This window comes from Phyllobacterium chamaecytisi (genome assembly GCF_020164455.1).
Classification (GTDB): domain Bacteria; phylum Pseudomonadota; class Alphaproteobacteria; order Rhizobiales; family Rhizobiaceae; genus Phyllobacterium; species Phyllobacterium chamaecytisi.
Genome location: NZ_JAIQWW010000001.1, coordinates 26,337 through 44,312, shown reverse-complemented (window position 1 = coordinate 44,312; position 17,976 = coordinate 26,337). Strand labels below are relative to the sequence as shown.

At 55.1% G+C, this 17,976-nt stretch carries 17 protein-coding genes; 10 read left to right on the top strand and 7 right to left on the bottom strand.

What is annotated here, in order from left to right; all coding sequences use genetic code 11:
• Window positions 1-65: 65 nt before the first annotated feature.
• The 4 genes from LB462_RS00230 to LB462_RS00215 all read right to left on the bottom strand — a co-directional run bounded on the left by LB462_RS00230 (window position 66) and on the right by LB462_RS00215 (window position 3,774).
• Window positions 66-764: a DsbA family protein gene (locus LB462_RS00230; protein ID WP_224505436.1), complete on the bottom strand. Its 699-nt coding sequence runs from the start codon at window positions 762-764 to the stop codon at window positions 66-68.
• Between the two features lie 142 nt (window positions 765-906).
• The gene (locus LB462_RS00225; RefSeq protein ID WP_224505435.1) at window positions 907-1,407 is read right to left on the bottom strand and encodes a DUF721 domain-containing protein; all 501 of its coding nucleotides are present in this window, start codon (window positions 1,405-1,407) and stop codon (window positions 907-909) included.
• 30 nt (window positions 1,408-1,437) lie between these two features.
• Complete coding sequence (locus tag LB462_RS00220) at window positions 1,438-2,412, bottom strand: SDR family NAD(P)-dependent oxidoreductase (RefSeq protein WP_224505434.1); 975 nt, start codon at window positions 2,410-2,412, stop codon at window positions 1,438-1,440.
• An 18-nt stretch (window positions 2,413-2,430) separates the two neighbouring features.
• The gene (locus tag LB462_RS00215) at window positions 2,431-3,774 is read right to left on the bottom strand and encodes an O-antigen ligase family protein (RefSeq protein WP_224505433.1); all 1,344 of its coding nucleotides are present in this window, start codon (window positions 3,772-3,774) and stop codon (window positions 2,431-2,433) included.
• A gap of 86 nt (window positions 3,775-3,860) precedes the next feature.
• On the opposite strand from LB462_RS00215, the gene mutY reads away from it, so the two are divergent.
• Window positions 3,861-4,931, top strand: a complete 1,071-nt coding sequence (gene mutY / locus LB462_RS00210; protein WP_224505432.1) for an A/G-specific adenine glycosylase — start codon at window positions 3,861-3,863, stop codon at window positions 4,929-4,931.
• 1 nt (window position 4,932) lies between these two features.
• Window positions 4,933-5,544 (top strand): HAD family hydrolase, encoded by a 612-nt coding sequence (locus LB462_RS00205; RefSeq protein ID WP_224505431.1) that lies wholly within the window; start codon window positions 4,933-4,935, stop codon window positions 5,542-5,544.
• Window positions 5,545-5,722: 178 nt separating this feature from the next.
• Here LB462_RS00205 and LB462_RS00200 read toward each other — a convergent pair whose 3' ends face one another.
• Complete coding sequence (locus tag LB462_RS00200) at window positions 5,723-6,856, bottom strand: site-specific DNA-methyltransferase (protein WP_224505430.1); 1,134 nt, start codon at window positions 6,854-6,856, stop codon at window positions 5,723-5,725.
• A 207-nt stretch (window positions 6,857-7,063) separates the two neighbouring features.
• Between LB462_RS00200 and LB462_RS00195 the strand changes: the two genes are divergently transcribed.
• Window positions 7,064-7,750, top strand: a complete 687-nt coding sequence (locus tag LB462_RS00195; RefSeq protein ID WP_224505429.1) for an HAD family hydrolase — start codon at window positions 7,064-7,066, stop codon at window positions 7,748-7,750.
• A gap of 43 nt (window positions 7,751-7,793) precedes the next feature.
• Here LB462_RS00195 and LB462_RS00190 read toward each other — a convergent pair whose 3' ends face one another.
• Entirely contained in the window at window positions 7,794-8,411 is a 618-nt protein-coding gene (locus LB462_RS00190; RefSeq protein WP_224505428.1) for a hypothetical protein, read from the bottom strand.
• A 145-nt stretch (window positions 8,412-8,556) separates the two neighbouring features.
• Between LB462_RS00190 and thrC the strand changes: the two genes are divergently transcribed.
• The 4 genes from thrC to LB462_RS00170 are packed head-to-tail and all read left to right on the top strand — an operon-like array spanning window position 8,557 to window position 14,783.
• Window positions 8,557-9,963, top strand: coding sequence for a threonine synthase (gene thrC, locus LB462_RS00185; RefSeq protein ID WP_224505427.1), 1,407 nt, complete (start codon window positions 8,557-8,559; stop codon window positions 9,961-9,963).
• Window positions 9,964-11,259: a M16 family metallopeptidase gene (locus LB462_RS00180; RefSeq protein WP_224505426.1), complete on the top strand. Its 1,296-nt coding sequence runs from the start codon at window positions 9,964-9,966 to the stop codon at window positions 11,257-11,259. It abuts the gene before it with no gap.
• A gap of 22 nt (window positions 11,260-11,281) precedes the next feature.
• A complete protein-coding gene (locus LB462_RS00175; RefSeq protein ID WP_224505425.1) occupies window positions 11,282-11,863 on the top strand; it encodes a GNAT family N-acetyltransferase in 582 nt (193 codons plus the stop codon).
• Between the two features lie 40 nt (window positions 11,864-11,903).
• Window positions 11,904-14,783, top strand: coding sequence for an EAL domain-containing protein (locus LB462_RS00170; RefSeq protein ID WP_370637048.1), 2,880 nt, complete (start codon window positions 11,904-11,906; stop codon window positions 14,781-14,783).
• 3 nt (window positions 14,784-14,786) lie between these two features.
• Here LB462_RS00170 and LB462_RS00165 read toward each other — a convergent pair whose 3' ends face one another.
• Window positions 14,787-15,389: a YqgE/AlgH family protein gene (locus tag LB462_RS00165; protein ID WP_114432193.1), complete on the bottom strand. Its 603-nt coding sequence runs from the start codon at window positions 15,387-15,389 to the stop codon at window positions 14,787-14,789.
• A gap of 174 nt (window positions 15,390-15,563) precedes the next feature.
• On the opposite strand from LB462_RS00165, the gene LB462_RS00160 reads away from it, so the two are divergent.
• The 3 genes from LB462_RS00160 to LB462_RS00150 all read left to right on the top strand — a co-directional run bounded on the left by LB462_RS00160 (window position 15,564) and on the right by LB462_RS00150 (window position 17,928).
• Window positions 15,564-16,361 carry a protein-disulfide reductase DsbD domain-containing protein gene (locus LB462_RS00160; protein ID WP_224505424.1) on the top strand — a complete coding sequence of 266 codons (798 nt, stop codon included), beginning with the start codon at window positions 15,564-15,566 and terminating at the stop codon, window positions 16,359-16,361.
• Between the two features lie 79 nt (window positions 16,362-16,440).
• Window positions 16,441-16,926, top strand: a complete 486-nt coding sequence (locus LB462_RS00155) for a peroxiredoxin (protein ID WP_224505423.1) — start codon at window positions 16,441-16,443, stop codon at window positions 16,924-16,926.
• A 660-nt stretch (window positions 16,927-17,586) separates the two neighbouring features.
• Window positions 17,587-17,928, top strand: a complete 342-nt coding sequence (locus LB462_RS00150; protein WP_224505422.1) for a hypothetical protein — start codon at window positions 17,587-17,589, stop codon at window positions 17,926-17,928.
• Window positions 17,929-17,976: the final 48 nt, after the last annotated feature.

Below are 17,976 nucleotides of genomic sequence, written 5' to 3'. Positions count from 1 at the left end.
ACACCGCAAGTGCAAAAGATTGGATGGCGGACACGGCTAAGTGCCCGCCGGAAACCGGGTGGCGGTTACTTAAGCAGTCCGTCAATAATCGCTGACATTTCGTCAACCGAAAGGGCTCCCGAGTATCTGGTGCCATTGATGAAGAATGTTGGAGTAGCATTAACCCCAAATTCATTGGCTCCGCGCTCACGCACAGCATTCACATCATCCAGAAGTTTTTGGTTCGTCAAGCAAGCCTTGAAGGACTCCTGTGTAAAACCGGCCAATTTGGAGATTTGCAGCAAAGGTTCTTCTGCATTTGCCGCTCCTGCCCACTGTTCCTGCTGTTTGAAGAGAACTTCGACCAGCGGGTAGTAGCGTTCTTCAGGAGCACAACGGGCCAGCATGAAAGCAGCCGCTGCGCGCGGATCAAATGGGAATTCGCGCAGGATGAGCTTGGCCTTGCCCGTATCGATGTATTTTTCCTTAATCGTGGGCAGGGTCGTCGTTGCGAAATGCGCGCAGTGCGGGCACGTCATCGATGCGTATTCAACGATCGTTACGGGAGCCTCGGCCTTGCCCATCACGATGTCTTTCAAGGTGCCGGGCGCAAGCAGCTTCGCCTCATCGACTGTCCCTGCCGCAGGCGGAACCTTTACATCGGATGCATTTGGGACAGGAGTAGCGTCTTGTGCCCAAGCCTCCGTGCCAGTGGCCAAAGCGATGGCGGCCGTGGAAACAGCGGCGAGCGTCAGAATTTTTCTGCGTGTCAGCAATTCAGTCATAAGATCACCTGTCTCCGGTGTTGGTTATGCAATTACAAGTCTTTGACTCGTTAGGGTTCATGCCAGTTTCTTTAAGGCACAGTATGCGTTCTGTCTTTGAATTTTTCGTGATGCAACATCAATGAATTCACACGATTAAAAATTATCGTTTCATCTTGTCGGCATGAATGCTCTGCCCCAGCCGTTGCAGCGCCTCGCGTAGACCATCATCCTCGATCGGTTCGACGGAGCGGCTGATCTTGTCGGCTGTTGCCGCGTCTACTGGCGGCAAGGTCCGGCGTTTTGTAACCGGCTGTTCCACAGGCTTCTGTTCGATCTTGATCCTGCCGACAGCTGCAAAGCCCAGAAATGCATTGACGCGGCTGATGATTTCGCCCGTTTCGTGTTGAATTCGCATGGCCGTAAAACCTTGACAAGCGACGACCAGCGTTGCCGGCTGGAACGGGTCATTCTCATGTGCCCGGCGCGGCCAAAGTAGTTTGAGCGGTCTTGATTGCGCGCCCAGGGCTGGCCCAACGACCTCTTCCCAAGCCTGAACAAGTTCGATCGTTATCCCCGCGCGCTTGCGCAACACAGGATCGAGAATTCCTGCAGCCGGGTCGGCAAGCGGGCGAAAGCCTTTTTTACTGCGATCATCGCTCATTGGCCTATCGCACCTGTTTCAGAGAGAGTTTCAGCGGCCATTATAGCCGCGGAACCATTCAACGAACAAAGGAATACCTTGTTCCAGGGTGGTGGCGGGCGAAAAACCGAGGTCTCGTGATGCAAGGTCGATGTCCGCATATGTACATTTAACATCAGCGGGGGGCATCGGCTCAAATTGTTTTATCGCCTCTCGGCCACAGGCTTTTTCGATGATTTCGATAAAACGCATCAAGGCGACCGGCTTGTTGTTGCCGAGATTGTAGACTGGTGCCGTTCCTTCGGGATGGGCGAGAATGCGATTTACGGCTCCATAAACACCGCTGACGATGTCATCAATGAACGTGAAATCGCGCTGCATGTGGCCGTGATTGTAAACCTTGATCGGCTTGCCTTGCAAAATCGCATCCGTAAAAAGCCAGGGGGCCATGTCAGGGCGACCATAGGGGCCATAGACTGTAAAAAAGCGCAGGCCTGTCGAAGCAATCTTGTGCACGTGCCGATAAGAGTGAGCAAGAAGCTCTGCCGAGCGCTTGGTCGCGGCGTAGACCGAAACAGGATGATCGACGGGATCGTTTTCGGAGAACGGTACTTTGGTATTGGCGCCGTAGACCGATGAGGAACTCGCGTAAACCACAGGAGGCCGCTTCGGCATTTTCAGCGCCTGCTCGAATATCGTCACCTGACCATGTACGTTGGCGTCGACATAGGCTGCGGGGTTTTCGACCGAGTAGCGTACGCCCGCCTGTGCTGCGAGGTGAACGATGATGTCGGCGTCCACATCATCGCCAATCGCTGTGGAAAGCCCTTGGGGATCGGCTATGTTGCCACGAGCAAAACGGATACTGGAAAGACCATCCAGCGCGGAGAGCCGGGCTTCCTTGAGCGCTACGGGATAATAGTCGTTGAGATTGTCGATCGCGATAACGTCAAAGCCTTCGCTGGCGAGCCGTCTCGCAACGTGAAATCCAATAAAACCCGCTGCTCCTGTAACGATAGCCTTCATGAAGTACCCAACATCATTCTAAGCGCTCTTCGCCATGGCGAGTTTCTGGTCCAAATCACTCAAAGCAAGCTTGTCGGCTTCGGCCTGGGCGGCCAATTGCGGTATCGACAGATAGGGCGAGGTTCCAGATATCCAACAGATCATCAGCGTCAGATAAATGAAAACCGCGTCCGTCGCATCATGACCGAACATGATACCCAGCATGCCCGTAACCACATAACTGCTCACCAGCAATAGGGAAATAGCGATTGCAAGATCCCGGCCCGGCCCGGGCTCCTTCCTGCGTGCGGCGACTATTGGAGCAGCAAGAAGCCCGACCACCGACAGCACACCCAATATGCCGCTGTCGACAGCGGCATTCAAAAGACCGTTGTGAACGTGAGTAAAAGACATTTTCTTGTCAGGAGGCAAACTCAGGATCTCGTTGACCCGGGACATGCGATTTTGCGGACCATAGCCGATCAATGGCGATGCCAGAAAAGCCCGCTTGGCGGCCGACCACAGCATCAGCCGCGCATTGAGCGAATTGATACTGTCTGGCTGACGATCTAGCTGCACGATATCGCTTTCGAGCGCGTGATAGCGCTCTGTCACCTTCATTGCCGCAATGGCGATGATGCCAACGATTATGACAGCTCCAACGACCTTCACGACGTTGGTGATCGTCGGCAGGGTTTGTCCTCGCAAGTACCAATACAAGATGGCAAAGTTTATCGGCATGACCAGCCAGGCTGAGCGCGTGCCGGAGAGAAATGCACATACAAGACCACAGGCAAAACCAGCGATTGCAATAAATCGCTCGGTTTTGCTGTCTGAATGTGCATTGAGCAGTGAAATGCTGCCAAACAACACTGTAAACAGTCCGAACACGGCGGCGTTGCCCGCACCCCCTTCAGCGCGAGGCGACAGAAAGGCGATCTGGACGATGCTGAATATGAGCGAACCGATCATGCCGATGCCAGCACCGGTGATCAAAAAGGGGACAAGACGACCGGGAAGGCTCGCTCGAAGTCGCGGCAGAACAGCCCAGATCGCAAGGAAGGGAATCATCTTGAAGATGAAAGTAACTCCCTTCGACGCATCTGGATGCACAACCACTGAAAGTATGGTCACGAAAACGTAGAAGGTCAGACACCAGGCGACGATCTTGTCGGTTCTGCTCATCTCGAACCGGAAGCGTTTTGCTGCCAGTGAAACGATTGCCCATAAAAAGGCGCAGACCAAGGTCACGGAAGTTCCGCTTGCCAGCAGGCCAGGAAACAGCGCAAACACAAACGTAAAGAGACGATTGTTGCGATCGATTCCGATAAAATGGCCCCTTGTGGGGAGCATTACCGCTTTGGCTAATTGATCTGGAAGCATTTAAGGTTCCGAATGACTATGAAATTCATGCTTGCAACCGTTTTTGTAAGAACCGTCAAGGCTTCGTGTAGCGCAGTTTGGAATTGATGCAACCAATAACCACCCGCCTGCTGCTATGGTATGATTCCCATCATCGAACTCTACCATGGCGCATTTCGCCGCGCGAGCGTCTCGCAGGCATCACTGCCGATCCCTATCGGATCTGGCTTTCCGAAATCATGCTGCAACAAACGACGGTTGAAGCCGTCAAATCCTATTTTAGCTTTTTCATCGAAAAATGGCCGACGGTTGTGGATTTGGCCGCTGCGAGCCAGGATGACGTTTTGCGCGCCTGGGCTGGCCTTGGTTATTATTCGCGCGCGCGAAACCTGAAGAAATGTGCCGATATCATCTGTGCAGAATATGGCGGGCGTTTCCCGCCCGATCTCGCCAGCTTGAAATCGCTGCCCGGTATCGGCGATTATACGGCGGCCGCGATCGCCTCGATTGCATTCGATCTGCCCATGGCCGTTGTCGACGGCAATGTGGAGCGTGTCATCACCCGGCTCTATGCCCTCGCTACCCCCCTGCCGTTCGCCAAGCCGGAGATCCGCGCGCGCATGCAGGCGCTTACACCTGATGAAAGACCGGGGGATTTTGCGCAGGCAATGATGGATCTCGGAGCGACGATCTGTACGCCGAGGCGACCTGCATGCGTCATTTGCCCGCTTAACGACGATTGCCAGGCGTTGAAAACCGCCGATCCGGAATTCTTTCCCGTCAAAGCGCCCAAGAAAGAGAAGCCCGTTCGAGTTGGGGCTGCCTACGTGGCTATTTCGAATAATGAGGTGTTTTTGCGTGGCCGTGCAGAGACGGGATTGCTTGGTGGAATGGCGGAAGTTCCGACGACTTCATGGACGGCACGTCTGGATGGGGGAACCGAATTGGATGCAGCCCCCTTTCCCGCAAACTGGGTCGCCACCGGCAACATCACCCATGTTTTTACGCATTTCGAATTGCGTCTTAAGATCTACAAAGCCCATGACGTAGAGAAAGACATTGCGGCTGGCGGGTGGTGGGTCAAGGTTGATAAATTGGGAGGCGAAGCCTTGCCCACGGTCATGAAAAAGGCCATTGCTGCCGCCATTCCAGACGCGTTCGCAAGGAGCAGAAATTAGAATGACTCAGGTCAAGCATATCGTTTTCGACATTGGCATGGTTCTTATTCACTATGACCCGGATGCCGCCTTCCTGGATGTCATTCCTGATGCCAATGAGCGCAAATGGTTCTTTGACAACGTCTGCACGCACGAGTGGAATATAGAGCAGGATCGGGGGCGGAAATGGCCGGAGGCTGAGGCTCTATTGATCGCCGATTTTCCCGACCGCGAGCACCATATCCGCGCGTTTCGGCAGAACTGGCACATGATGGTTCCGTATTCGATCGATGGCAGCGTCGCGATCATGCGCAAGCTGATCGCCGATGGTCACGATGTGACGATGCTTACCAATTTCGCCTCGGACACTTTGCGCGAGGCGTGGGAGCGATACCCGTTCCTGACAGAAAGCCGCGGCGTTACGATTTCTGGCGACATCGGCCTGATCAAGCCCGACAAGGCAATCTACGATCACCATGTCGCTACCTTTGACCTTGAGCCTTCGGCAACGCTTTTCATCGATGACAGCGCCAAGAATGTTGCCGGTGCCAAGGCCGTAGGTTGGCAGTCGGTGCAATTCATCGATCCTGAAACACTCAAGGCCGATCTCAACAACCTTGGAATCCGCATCTGATCCCACCTAAAAGCGAAACGCCCGAGGCATGCCTCGGGGGCGCCGCAAGCATGTTGGGATTTATGCTATGACGCAGCGAAAATGGTGATTTTCGAGCACCGGAGCGCAGCGTACATACTGGTACGTGAGCACCGGAGCCGAGAAAAACGCCATTTGCAGGCCGTCATAGCATGAATCTCTAGCCGCCTGCGGAAACCATGCCCGATCGCACCTGCTTGCGCAGTTCGTCGATTGGCTTGAGCACGCCTTCGTCTTCGAAGTGCCAGAATGTCCAGCCGTTGCAGGCATCGAGCCCCTGCGCTTTCGCGCCCATGCGGTGGATCGATCCGGCATCACCGCCCGTCGTCACAGTACCATCAGCACGTACGATAGCAGCATGGCGCTTGCGAATATCGCTCAGGACCGCACCCGGCTTCAACATGCCGGATTCAATGATGCTGCCGAATGCGACACGCGGTTCGGCGCGCTTACTGGTCATAACGGTGAGGTCGGCACCAGCTAGTGGGTCCACCGCAGCGATGCGAGCCGTCGCAGCATCGATATATTTCTGTTCCCGTTCGATGCCGACAAAATGCCGTCCGAGCCGTTTGGCGACGGCACCGGTGGTTCCCGATCCAAAGAACGGATCGAGAATGACATCCCCTGGTTTCGATGAAGCCATGAGAATCCGGGCCAGCAAGGCTTCGGGCTTTTGGGTTGGGTGTATCTTGTCGCCATTCTCATCTTTAAGACGCTCCGAGCCGGTGCAAATCGGGAAAAGCCAATCCGAGCGCATCTGAAGATCGTCGTTGGCTGCCTTCATGGCTTCGTAATTGAACGTGTAGCCCTTTGATTTCTGATCGCGTGACGCCCATATCATGGTTTCGTGGGCGTTCTGGAACCGGCGGCCGCGAAAATTCGGCATCGGGTTGTTCTTGCGCCAGATGATGTCGTTGAGCATCCAGAATCCGAGATCCTGCATTGTCGCGCCGACACGGAAAATATTGTGATAGGAGCCGATGACCCAGATCGTGCCGTTCGGCTTCAGCACGCGGCGGCATGCGAGAAGCCAAGCGCGCGTAAACGCGTCATACGCCTGGAAGCTTTCGAACTGGTCCCAATGATCGTTGACCGCATCCACCTTCGACTGATCCGGGCGATGCAGATCCCCCTCGAGCTGAAGGTTGTATGGCGGGTCGGCAAAGATGATATCGATCGAATGATCGGGCAAACGGTTGAGAGCGGCGACGCAGTCGCCTTTGAGAATGGTGTCGATCCAGGAAGTTTGCGGCGCTGCCTGGGGCAGATCATTCACGAGACGTACTACGGACATTTGATACTCGATTACTGGAGACGCTTTACATAGCGGTATGGTTACCGCACACGGTAAATATCGCGTTAAGCGCAATGAAATCGGAGGAATGAAAATGTGACTCTGGTCTTTGACCCAATGGCCATAAACGTGTAGTCGATGCCCGACATCCCCCAAAACGACCGGAGCCGCCACTGTTGCGGCCTATTTTACGAACAGGTATGACTAATGGAACCTCAGCTTATTATTTTCGACTGCGATGGTGTGCTTGTCGATTCAGAAATTCTTGCCGCCGAAGTCGAATCCCAGCTGCTGACACAATCCGGCTACCCCATTGGACCGGAAGACATCGCCGAACGTTTTGCCGGGCTGACCTGGACGGATATTCTGCTTCAGGTGGAAAAGGAATCCGGCATTCCGATTTCAGCCTCGCTGATCGAAGAATCGTCGCGGCAGATGGATCACAAATTGCGCAACGAACTCAACGTCATCGAGGGTGCCGAACAGGTCATCGCAGCTTTGAAGTATCCGAAATGCGTCGCCTCCAATTCGATCAGCTCTTCACTGAAGATGATGCTCGAACAAAGCACGCTCTATGATCTTTTCGCGCCACATATCTTCTCGGCGCGCGAAGTCGGTACACAGAAGGCAAAGCCGGATCCAAACGTGTTTTTGTTCGCAGCAAAGCAATTCAACGTCGATCCGGCGCGCTGTATCGTTATCGAAGATTCGAGCCATGGCGTTCACGCTGCACGGACTGCGGGCATGCGGGTAATTGGTTTTACGGGCGGCGCCCATACGTATCCGGGACATGCCGACAAGCTGACCGATGCGGGCGCGGAAACGGTTATCAGCCGTCATCGCGATCTGCCGGCAGTTATCGAAGCAATGACGGTATGGTCCGAAGCAGTCTGACTGGGGTCAGGATCTAGAGGGGGCTGGCATGGCGCCAGCCTTCTTACTGTGTTTTCGGCTTTGATTTTGAAGCCGCGCTTGCGGGCCCTTCGTCGAAACCTATGAACACCTGAATGTTCTGCGCCGTTGGCTTTGGGAAACTCACATTAGGATCGTTGAAAACGAACTGTGTGGCTGCATTGCCATCCGAAGCCGATATCGCCTGCTTGTGCAGTGTCGAGTAAAGTACATTTGTTCCCTGAATGACGGCGACGCGGATAGGCACTGTAATTGTCCCGGGCGTGAATTTAGGACCGGGTACGACCTTGCCGGCAACGGCCACCTTCATGGTCATGGTACCATCACTTGACTGGCACGATCGCGTTTCGTTCGAGATCGAAGCTTGATAGATCAGGTTTTCAGGCGTCTTGTCGGCTGATTTTCCATAATTCGTCAGGACCGAGGTCCCTTCGCGGATCGTCACCGTGGGGCAGAAGGCTGTTAATTCGGAAGCTGTTATGCGTTTTTGCGCTTCCGCAGTGGCCAGCGCTTTCTCACTATTCGGGTCGTCTTTGTTGCTGCCGCTGGTAGAGCATCCTGCAAGACCGATAGCAAAGATCATTGCACAAACCGGGGCGCAAAGTTGATAGAAGGGCAGAGATTTTTGTGCTTCTGACTTCATGAACAGAACTTTCCTTGAAGAACGAACCTTGACGAACGAGCGTGTTCTATACCAACGGTAAGGAAATAATGCGACGGGGCATTGCAGCCTTTTTTTGACAAGGGCAGCGACAGCACTATTGGGCAAAACACATGAGGCGACCGAGATGAAATATGTGAGTACCCGGGGAGAAGCGCCGGTTTTGGGCTTTTCCGATGCGCTTTTGTCCGGTCTTGCCCGCGACGGCGGGCTCTATCTTCCGGAGCAATTTCCACAGTTTTCCGCAAGCGAGATCCGCTCGCTGCGCGGCAAAACCTATGCCGAAGTTGCCATTCAGGTTCTGACGCCTTTTATCGCCGGCGACATAGACCAGGCTGATTTCGAGAAAATGGTGCATGAAGCCTATGGTACGTTTCGGCACGAAGCGGTCTGCCCATTGGTGCAGACCCGGCACAACGAGTTTGTTCTCGAGCTTTTCCATGGACCAACCCTCGCCTTCAAGGATGTGGCGATGCAGTTGTTGGCACGACTGATGGATTATATCCTGACCAAGCGTAACGAGCGCGCCACCATCGTCGGTGCAACTTCCGGCGATACGGGCGGTGCAGCCATCGAGGCATTTGCCAACCGGGATCGCACGGATATCTTCATCCTGTTTCCGCACAACCGCGTTTCGCCAGTGCAGCAGCGGCAGATGACGACATCGGCGGCAGCGAATGTCCACGCGCTGGCCGTCGAAGGGAATTTCGATGATTGCCAGTCCCTGGTCAAAGGGATGTTCAACGATTTGGCCTTCCGCGATTCCCTTTCTCTATCGGGGGTCAATTCGATCAACTGGGCGCGGATCATGCCGCAAATCGTCTATTATTTCACGGCTGCCGTTTCGCTCGGAAGCCCGGAGCGCCCGGTGTCCTTCACCGTTCCGACCGGCAATTTCGGCGATATCTTTGCTGGTTACGTTGCAAAGCGCATGGGCCTTCCGATTGACCAGCTCATCATTGCGACCAACGATAACGATATTTTGACCCGCACGATCGAAACGGGAATCTATGAAACCCGGGGCGTACTCCACACGACATCGCCTTCCATGGACATACAGGTTTCTTCCAATTTCGAACGCCTGCTTTTTGAAGCACACGGCAGGGACGCCGGCGCAGTGCGCCGATTGATGGGCGGGTTGAAACAATCAGGCAGCTTCACGATTTCCGACACTGTGCTTGCCGCAATCCGCGCTGAATTCGCGGCGGGGCGCTCTAGCCGGGCGGAAACGGCCGAGGCAATTGCAAATGTCCTGAAGCAGTCTGGCTATCTTCTTGATCCGCACTCGGCCATCGGACTGAAAGTTGCGCGTGAGAAGGCCGGGAGGGAAACGCCAAGCGTTGTACTTGCCACTGCTCATCCGGCGAAATTTCCCGATGCCGTCGAGGCGGCAAGCGGCATTCATCCTGACCTTCCGCTCTGGCTGGGCGACCTCATGCAACGAAAAGAACAGTACACGGTACTTCCCAACGACGTTAAAAGTGTGGAAGAGTATGTGAGCCGACATTCAAGAGCGGCGGGTAAGGAGCATTGAATGGGCGTTGAAATCAGTCGCCTCTCCAACGGTTTGACGATTGCGACAGAGACAATGCCGCATGTGGAGAGTGTAGCGCTTGGCATCTGGGTCAAGGCAGGGTCGAGGAATGAGGGCAACCATCAGCACGGTATTGCTCATCTTCTTGAACACATGGCTTTCAAGGGAACTGAAAATCGTTCCGCCTGGAAAATTGCAGCCGACATTGAAGACGTAGGCGGCGAGATCAACGCGGCCACCAGTGTCGAAACAACATCGTATTATGCGCGCGTCTTGCGAGACGACATGCCTCTGGCAATCGACATCCTCAGCGATATCATGACTGGTTCGAAGTTCGATGCTGACGAGCTCGAGCGCGAAAAAAATGTTGTGATGCAGGAAATCGGCGCGGCTCACGACACACCTGACGACGTTGTCTTTGACCGCTTCACGGAAGCAGCGTTTCAAAACCAGACGATCGGCCGGACAATTCTTGGAACGCCGGAAACCGTGCAATCCTTTTCTTCCGCCGATCTTCGCCGCTACATGGATGAACAATACAGCGCCGAGCGCATGGTTGTCGTCGCCGCTGGCGGTGTGAAGCACGATGAATTCGTACGCGAAGTCGAGAAGCGTCTCGGTTCCTTCCGTGCCAAATCAACAGCACCGGAACCGGATCTGTCGCATTATGTTGGCGGCGACTTCCGCGAGCAACGCGATTTGATGGACGCACAGGTCGTCATCGGCTTCGAGGGACGTGCCTATCACGTTCGCGATTTCTATGCTTCGCAATTGCTGGCCATGATCCTTGGCGGCGGAATGTCCTCCCGTCTTTTCCAGGAAGTGCGTGAGAAACGCGGACTGTGTTATTCCGTTTATGCGTTCCACTGGGGTTTTTCCGATACCGGCATTTTTGGAATTCACGCCGCAACCGGGCGCAACCATCTTAAGAAGCTTGTTCCAGTCATCATCAATGAGCTGCATGAAGCTGCTCGGAACATCAGTCAGGAAGAGTTGAACCGTGCACGTGCGCAATATCGTGCCAGTCTGCTGATGTCACACGAAAGTGCCGCGAGCAGAGCCGGACAGATTGCACGACAGATGCTGCTCTACGGGCACGCAGTCTCGACCGAAGAACTGGTCGAGCGTTTATCGAAGATCACTACAGAGCGGCTGACGGATCTCGCGGGCCGCCTCTTCCTCGATACGACGCCGACGATTGCCGCTGTCGGTCCGGTTGGTTCGCTGATGAAATTCGCCGATGTCCGTCAGGAGCTTACTTCTGCAACAGCAAGTCCCCGAAAAATCGCAGTCTGACGGCCAGAGAGCCTCGAAGGCCATGATCGCCCTGCCCTTCCTGAAAAGCGCCGCGCCGCCCCTGCAGGGCGAGCGGCTCTATTTGCGTCCGCCGCAACTTTCCGATTACCGCGCGTGGTCCACGCTTCGCGCGCAGAGTCGCGAGTTCCTCTCGCCGTGGGAACCTCTGTGGGCGGTCGACGATCTGGAGCGGGGAGCCTTTCGCCACAGAATTCGACACTATGACGAAGAGGCGGCAGCTGGAACAGCGCATCCTTTCTTTCTTTTCCGGAACAAGGATTCGCGCCTGCTTGGAGGCATTACGCTCGGCAATATCCGCCGCGGTGTTGGGCAGAATGGTATGATCGGTTACTGGATCGGCGAGCCGTTTGCCGGACAGGGTTTCATGCATGAAGCACTGGGCCTGCTTATTCCCTATGCTTTTACCAAGGTGAGGTTGCACCGGCTGGAAGCGGCCTGTATTCCAAGCAATGAAAGATCGATCCGCCTTCTCGAAAAAGCCGGATTTCAGAGGGAAGGACTGCTACGCTCATACTTAAAGATAAATGGTATGTGGCAAGATCATCTGCTCTTCTCGATGATTGAAGGCGATGTACGGCGCTAGGGAAATAAAGGTTGTATCAGTGAAATTATTGACGGGACGAATGCTGAAAGGCTTATCGCGGGTTTTTGCGCTCGTCATTTTGTTGATATCGATGCAATCGGTCGCGAACGCGTTCGAGACAATCAAGATCACCAAAGAAAGCACAGCACTTGACCTGTCAAAAGCCGTCGAAGTGTACCGGAACCAAGGCGAGACTTTCCAGATTTCCACCGCACCGGGTACCGACGGTATCGTTCGCCGCATCGAGGTGCAGGCTAACGACAAGCGGTCTACAGGTGACTGGGCAGCCTTCTCCCTTGCCAATCCGACGGACGAGCAGATCGACCGGCTGATAGTCGCGCCGCACTTCCGCCTCGTCGGATCTGGTTTCATTTGGCCCGATCTCGGCTCGACCCGCATCGCATCCATTACGCCGAGCGAGGGATTCGCGCTGGACCGGCAAGCCAGCGAAGATGCCGATATTTTCCTGATTACGCTCAATCCCGGAGCCGTGATCACGCTTGTTGCCGAACTTGCATCACCCAACCTGCCTCAGGTCTACGTTTGGGAGCCGAATGCTTACAAGGATACGGTCAATTCCTATACACTCTACCGCGGCATTCTTCTCGGAATCGCTGGCTTGCTCGCGTTGTTCCTGACCATTCTGTTTGTCGTCAAGGGAACGTCGCTTTTTCCTGCAACAGCCGCGCTCGCGTGGGCGGTGCTGGCTTATATCTGCGTCGATTTCGGCTTCTGGAACAAGCTGATAGAGATAACGCCAGGCAACGAACAGATGTGGCGAGCGGGCACCGAGGTGGCGCTTGCGGCGACGCTGGTGATCTTCCTCTTCACCTATCTCAATCTCAACCGATGGCATGACAATTTCAGCTATGGCGCGCTGACATGGATTCTCGGCCTCGGCATCGTCTCCGGCGTTGCCATATTCGACCCGCCGATCGCGGCCGGTATCGCCCGCTTCTCCTTCGCCCTGACCATCATTTCTGGCATCGTCCTGATCGGCTTCTTCTCCTTCCGAAGTTATGATCGCGCGATCATGCTGATACCGACATGGATACTCCTCCTCGTCTGGTTGATGGGCAGCTGGCTCACCGTATCGGGAATTCTGGCCAATGATATCATTCAACCGGCGCTTGCCGGCGGCCTCGTTCTCATCGTTCTCCTCATCGGCTTCACCGTCATGCAGCACGCATTTTCCGGCGGCGCGCTGCAACAGGGCCTGTTCTCCGATGTGGAGCGGCAAGCGCTCGCCATTATCGGTTCCGGCGATATTGTCTGGGATTGGGACGTGCCGCGTGATCGCGTCGTTACTACGCCGGACCTCACCAATTTCCTTGGAGCCTCGGCAAGTTCTTTGCACGGCGCCGTGCGAAACTGGTTGCCAAGCCTGCATGCGGACGACCGCGATCGCTTCCGGACGACGTTAGATGTTATTCTCGAGAACAGGCGCGGCCGCATTTCGCAAACATTCCGCCTGCGCGCCAATGACGGCCACTACTACTGGTACTCGCTGAAGGCTCGCCCTGTCATCGGTTCCGACGGTGAAATTGTCCGGTGTGTCGGCACGCTTATCGATGTCACCGAGCAGAAAAAGGCGGAAGAACGCCTGCTCCACGATGCCGTGCACGACAATCTGACAGGCCTGCCGAACCGCGAACTCTTCCTGGACCGCCTGGGCTCCGTCATCACCATGGCGCAGACCGAGAGCAGGATCCGCCCGACCGTGTTCATCATCGACATTGACCGGTTCAAGCAGGTCAATGACGGGCTTGGCATGTCGGCGGGCGATACATTCTTGCTGACGATTTCGCGCCGTTTGCACCGCCTGTTGCGGCCGCAGGATACGCTCAGCCGTCTGGCTGCCGACCAGTTTGGCCTCATTCTTGTTTCCGAGAGCGAGCCCGCCAAAATCGCCGCCTTCGCCGAAGCGGTGAAACAAGCCATCCGGGCGCCGATTGCTTTTTCCAAACGCGAGATCGTGCTGACTGCATCGCTTGGCCTGATTACCTGGACCAGCGGCAGCGCGGCCTCACCGGAAGATCTGATCAAGGATGCCGAGCTGGCCATGTTCCAGGCGAAGCGGTTCGGCGGCGATCGCATCGAGCCGTTCCGCCCTGCCTTCCGTGCAGTCGGCAGTGACCGGCTGCAGCTGGAATCTGATCTGCGTCGCGCGCTCGAGCGACGCGAAATTCACATGGCCTATCAGCCGATCATGCGCCTGGAAGACAACAGCATTGCTGGGTTCGAAGCGCTGATGCGCTGGGATCATCCGCGCCGTGGCTCCATTCCGCCGTCGGAGTTCATTCCGATTGCCGAAAGCTCCGGTCTTATCGTGCAGCTCGGTCTTTTTGCCATGCAGAAGGCGGCGGAAGACCTCGTCAACTGGCAGCGCAATCTTGGCGCCTCGCCACTCTTTGTCTCGGTCAATATTTCCAGCAGCCAACTGATCCGGCAGGATCTGATCGATGATGTACGATCGGTGCTGCTACAAACCCAGATCGAGCCGGCCAGTTTGAAACTGGAACTGACGGAATCCCTGATGATGGAAAATCCGGAGCGCTCCAACTATGTGCTCTCCAGCATCAAGGCGATGGGCGTCGGTGTATCGCTCGATGATTTCGGCACGGGGTACTCTTCGCTGTCCTACCTGACCTCCTTCCCGTTCGACATGATCAAGATCGACCGGTCCTTCCTGAAGGCGGATCAACCGCAGAAGGTGACACTGCTTCGTTCCATGATCAGCATGGCGCATGATCTTGGATTGTCTGTTGTGACGGAAGGCATTGAAAACGAAAGCGATGCGCTGCAACTCCGCCAGATGGGCTGCGAGTATGCGCAGAGTTTCATGTTCAGCCCGCCGCTTACACTGGACGTCGCGACGAAGCTATTGCGTGAGCAGTTCCAGCAATCGAAAGCGTCGTAGAAATCAGGCGTGGCCGGCGACAGTGGCCAGCCGTGACGGATCAACGCCCATATAGGCGAGAATCCGATCGTACTTGCTGTCGATATCCGTATCGAAAAGCAACTCCTGCGACGCCTTGCAGGTGAGCCAGCCATTGTTGGCAATCTCGGTCTCAAGTTGACCCGAAGCCCAACCGGAATAACCCAGCGTCATCAAGGCTTTGCGCGGTCCGCGGCCACCAGAGATTGCACGTAGTATATCCACAGTTCCCGTCAGGCAAATTTCTTCTGCGACCGGCATGGTTGAATCGGTGAGATAATCATCGGAATGCAGGACAAAGCCTCGCCGCATTTCGACAGGTCCCCCATTGCGCACCAGAAAATCGCGCGTCCGCTCAGGCATCATGATTGCCTGTTGCTCATCGAGAACACCCAGTTGAACAAGGATATCCGAAAACTCCATGTCCTGGACACGGTTGATGATCAGGCCCATAGCGCCCTTTTCAGAGTGCGCACAAACATAGATGACCGAACGCGCAAACCGGCTGTCGTCCATTCCCGGCATGGCGAGAAGGAACTGTCCATTCAGAAATCCGGTCTCTTTGTTGGCGTCTCTGAAAATCTCCATGAGAATAAAGGTACCAAGGATTCTGTAAATGACAACGGCTTTGGGTAACGAATTGTAAATGATACTTAAATCCCTCAGCCGTGCACGCATTGCGGGATTACTTCTCACACAGAAATGATGCGCAAAATCAGTCACATCCTTGATAGTGCCCAAAAGGCCTGTAAAGGTCCAAAAATGAAAATAAAACTGCTCTTTTTTGCGGCCGTGATTGCGTTTACCGCTCCGGCGCATGCAAATTCCGAATGGACGAAGACACCCGGCGGCAATGTCAGGCTCGTCATCGACAATCCCGTCCAGCCATCGCCCGAGATCCGCGGGGCGATAGAAATTAATCTTGATCCGGGCTGGAAAACCTATTGGCGAGAACCCGGTGATGCGGGTGTGCCGCCAGAACTCGATCTCACTGAAAGCACCAACATCAAAAGCTATGCGCTTGCGTTTCCAACGCCGCATCGCTTCGATGACGGCAATACCCACTGGGCAGGATACAAGAAACCAGTCTCCCTGCCGCTCACGCTCATACTCGCCGATCCTGCCAAGCCTGCCCATTTGAAGGGCCATGCATTTCTTGGGATTTGCGAGACGATCTGCATCCCTGTTAAAGCGGAGTTTGATTTTACCGTCGACAACACCAAACCGACCGACGCCCTGACCAAAACGCTCATAGATTCGGCCTTCGAACAGCTGCCGGGCGAAGCGTCGGCGACATTCGGCGCGCGTAGCGCGGTACGCAAGGATGATCGTGTGAGGGTAACGGTCGACCTGCCTTCCGATGATCCAAACACCGACATTTTCGTCGCGGGCGATGGAATCGTTACGTTCGGCATGTCGAAACTGAAGGACCGGCAGGCAAATAGTGCCGTTTTTTCCGTGCGGATCATTTCCGGAAAGGACAAAAAAACACCCCCTCTTAACTACACGCTGGTTCAAGGAGACAAGGCCGTCTCCGGCATGATCAACGTGCAGGAATAACGATCAAAATTCTCGACTTTTGCAAGTACGCACCCTATGTGCGGAAGGGCGCATATCATCATCTCACAGGGAGCTATTCATGACGATCAAGGTGGGCGAGCGTTTGCCGGACGCTATATTCAAGACGAAATCGGACGAGGGCGTCAGTGAAGTCCGCTCCGATGCGCTCTTCAAGGGCAAGAGAATTGTTCTCTTTGCTGTTCCTGGCGCATTTACGCCGACCTGCAGCATGAACCATCTGCCGGGTTATCTTGAAAACAGAGATGCAATTCTGGCAAAGGATATCGACGCAATTGTCGTCGTCGCCGTCAATGATCCGCATGTCATGGGCGCCTGGGCCAAGGCAACGAATGGCGAGGGCAAAATTCAGTATCTCTCGGACGGCAATGCCACTTTCACCAAGGCTGTCGGTCTCGATGTCGATCTTGGTGCCGGTAATATGGGCATACGCTCCAAGCGTTATTCAATGCTGGTTGAAGACGGCGTGGTGAAGCAGCTCAATATCGAAGAGTCTCCTGGTCAGGCCGTCACCTCAAGCGCAGCTACCATTCTCAATCAGCTGTAGGAAAAACTCGTATCGGGGTGGGGATAAGTCTGGGTGCAAATCCAGAGGACCCCTCCCTGCTGCTGCGCATCCTCCCTCCCCACAGGGGGGAGAGTGAGAGACATTTTGCTGTCGGTACTAGATTTTGGCAAAAGGCACTGTGCGTGGTTCGACAAGCTCACCATGAGGGAGATGGGTGAACTGCAAGATAACCGGAGGCGTCGAGGGGCATCAGTGTTGCTGTTCCTGGCTCCTGCAATGAACCCACTTCCCTCATGGTGAGCTTGTCGAACCACGTACAGCAAGCATTGCCATCGGGCAAATCAGCAGCCTCAGACAGAAATAATTGTGGCTGTTTATCCACGCTCTCCAAACCCGGGTTATCCTTCTCCCCGTCCTCTCGGCGGGAACTGCTTCCGGAGCCGTTCGAAGTGGCGCCTCCGATGGCGGGTAACGGGCCCACTGTCCGGGGGAAGTTCTGTCCAAGGACGCCTCCAAGGTGAACTCCATCAATCCTTTCGCAGAAGTCGCCGGCCGCTGAACATCGGCTGTGATGAAGACAAAGGCTGATAATATCATCGATGCGCGTTAGTTGGTTAAAAGCTTAATCTAAGTCGGGCGCAATCCTTAAGCCTTGAGCGTTTACTCTGACCATTCGGGCGCTTGCCCGTCGCCGGGGGGATGACAAACCGGCTTGATGAGAAAACGCTTTCAGGGGAAAATGACCAAATTGAAGAAACTAGCAGCACCATTCATCGCATCAGCTTGCTCTCCGGTTGCGCCACGCCGCCCGGCCGCATCCAGCCACTTGCCTATGCCAGCAATTGCCCACCCAACGCGGCGCAACAACTTGCCGCCTTTTCATCGGTTCAGCAATCTGCCGCGACCAATGACGCGCTTGGCGTTTTCCTGATCGGTTTGCCGGTAGCCAGCATGAGCGGAGGCGACCATGAGGCGGAAATCGCCCATCTGAAAGCTTGCACCATGGGGCGCGGCGTCAAGGGCATCATGACCGGCCAGTAACGTTATGAGGGATTGGTTCGCGCCGATCCCTCTATTTCATGCCGGGAA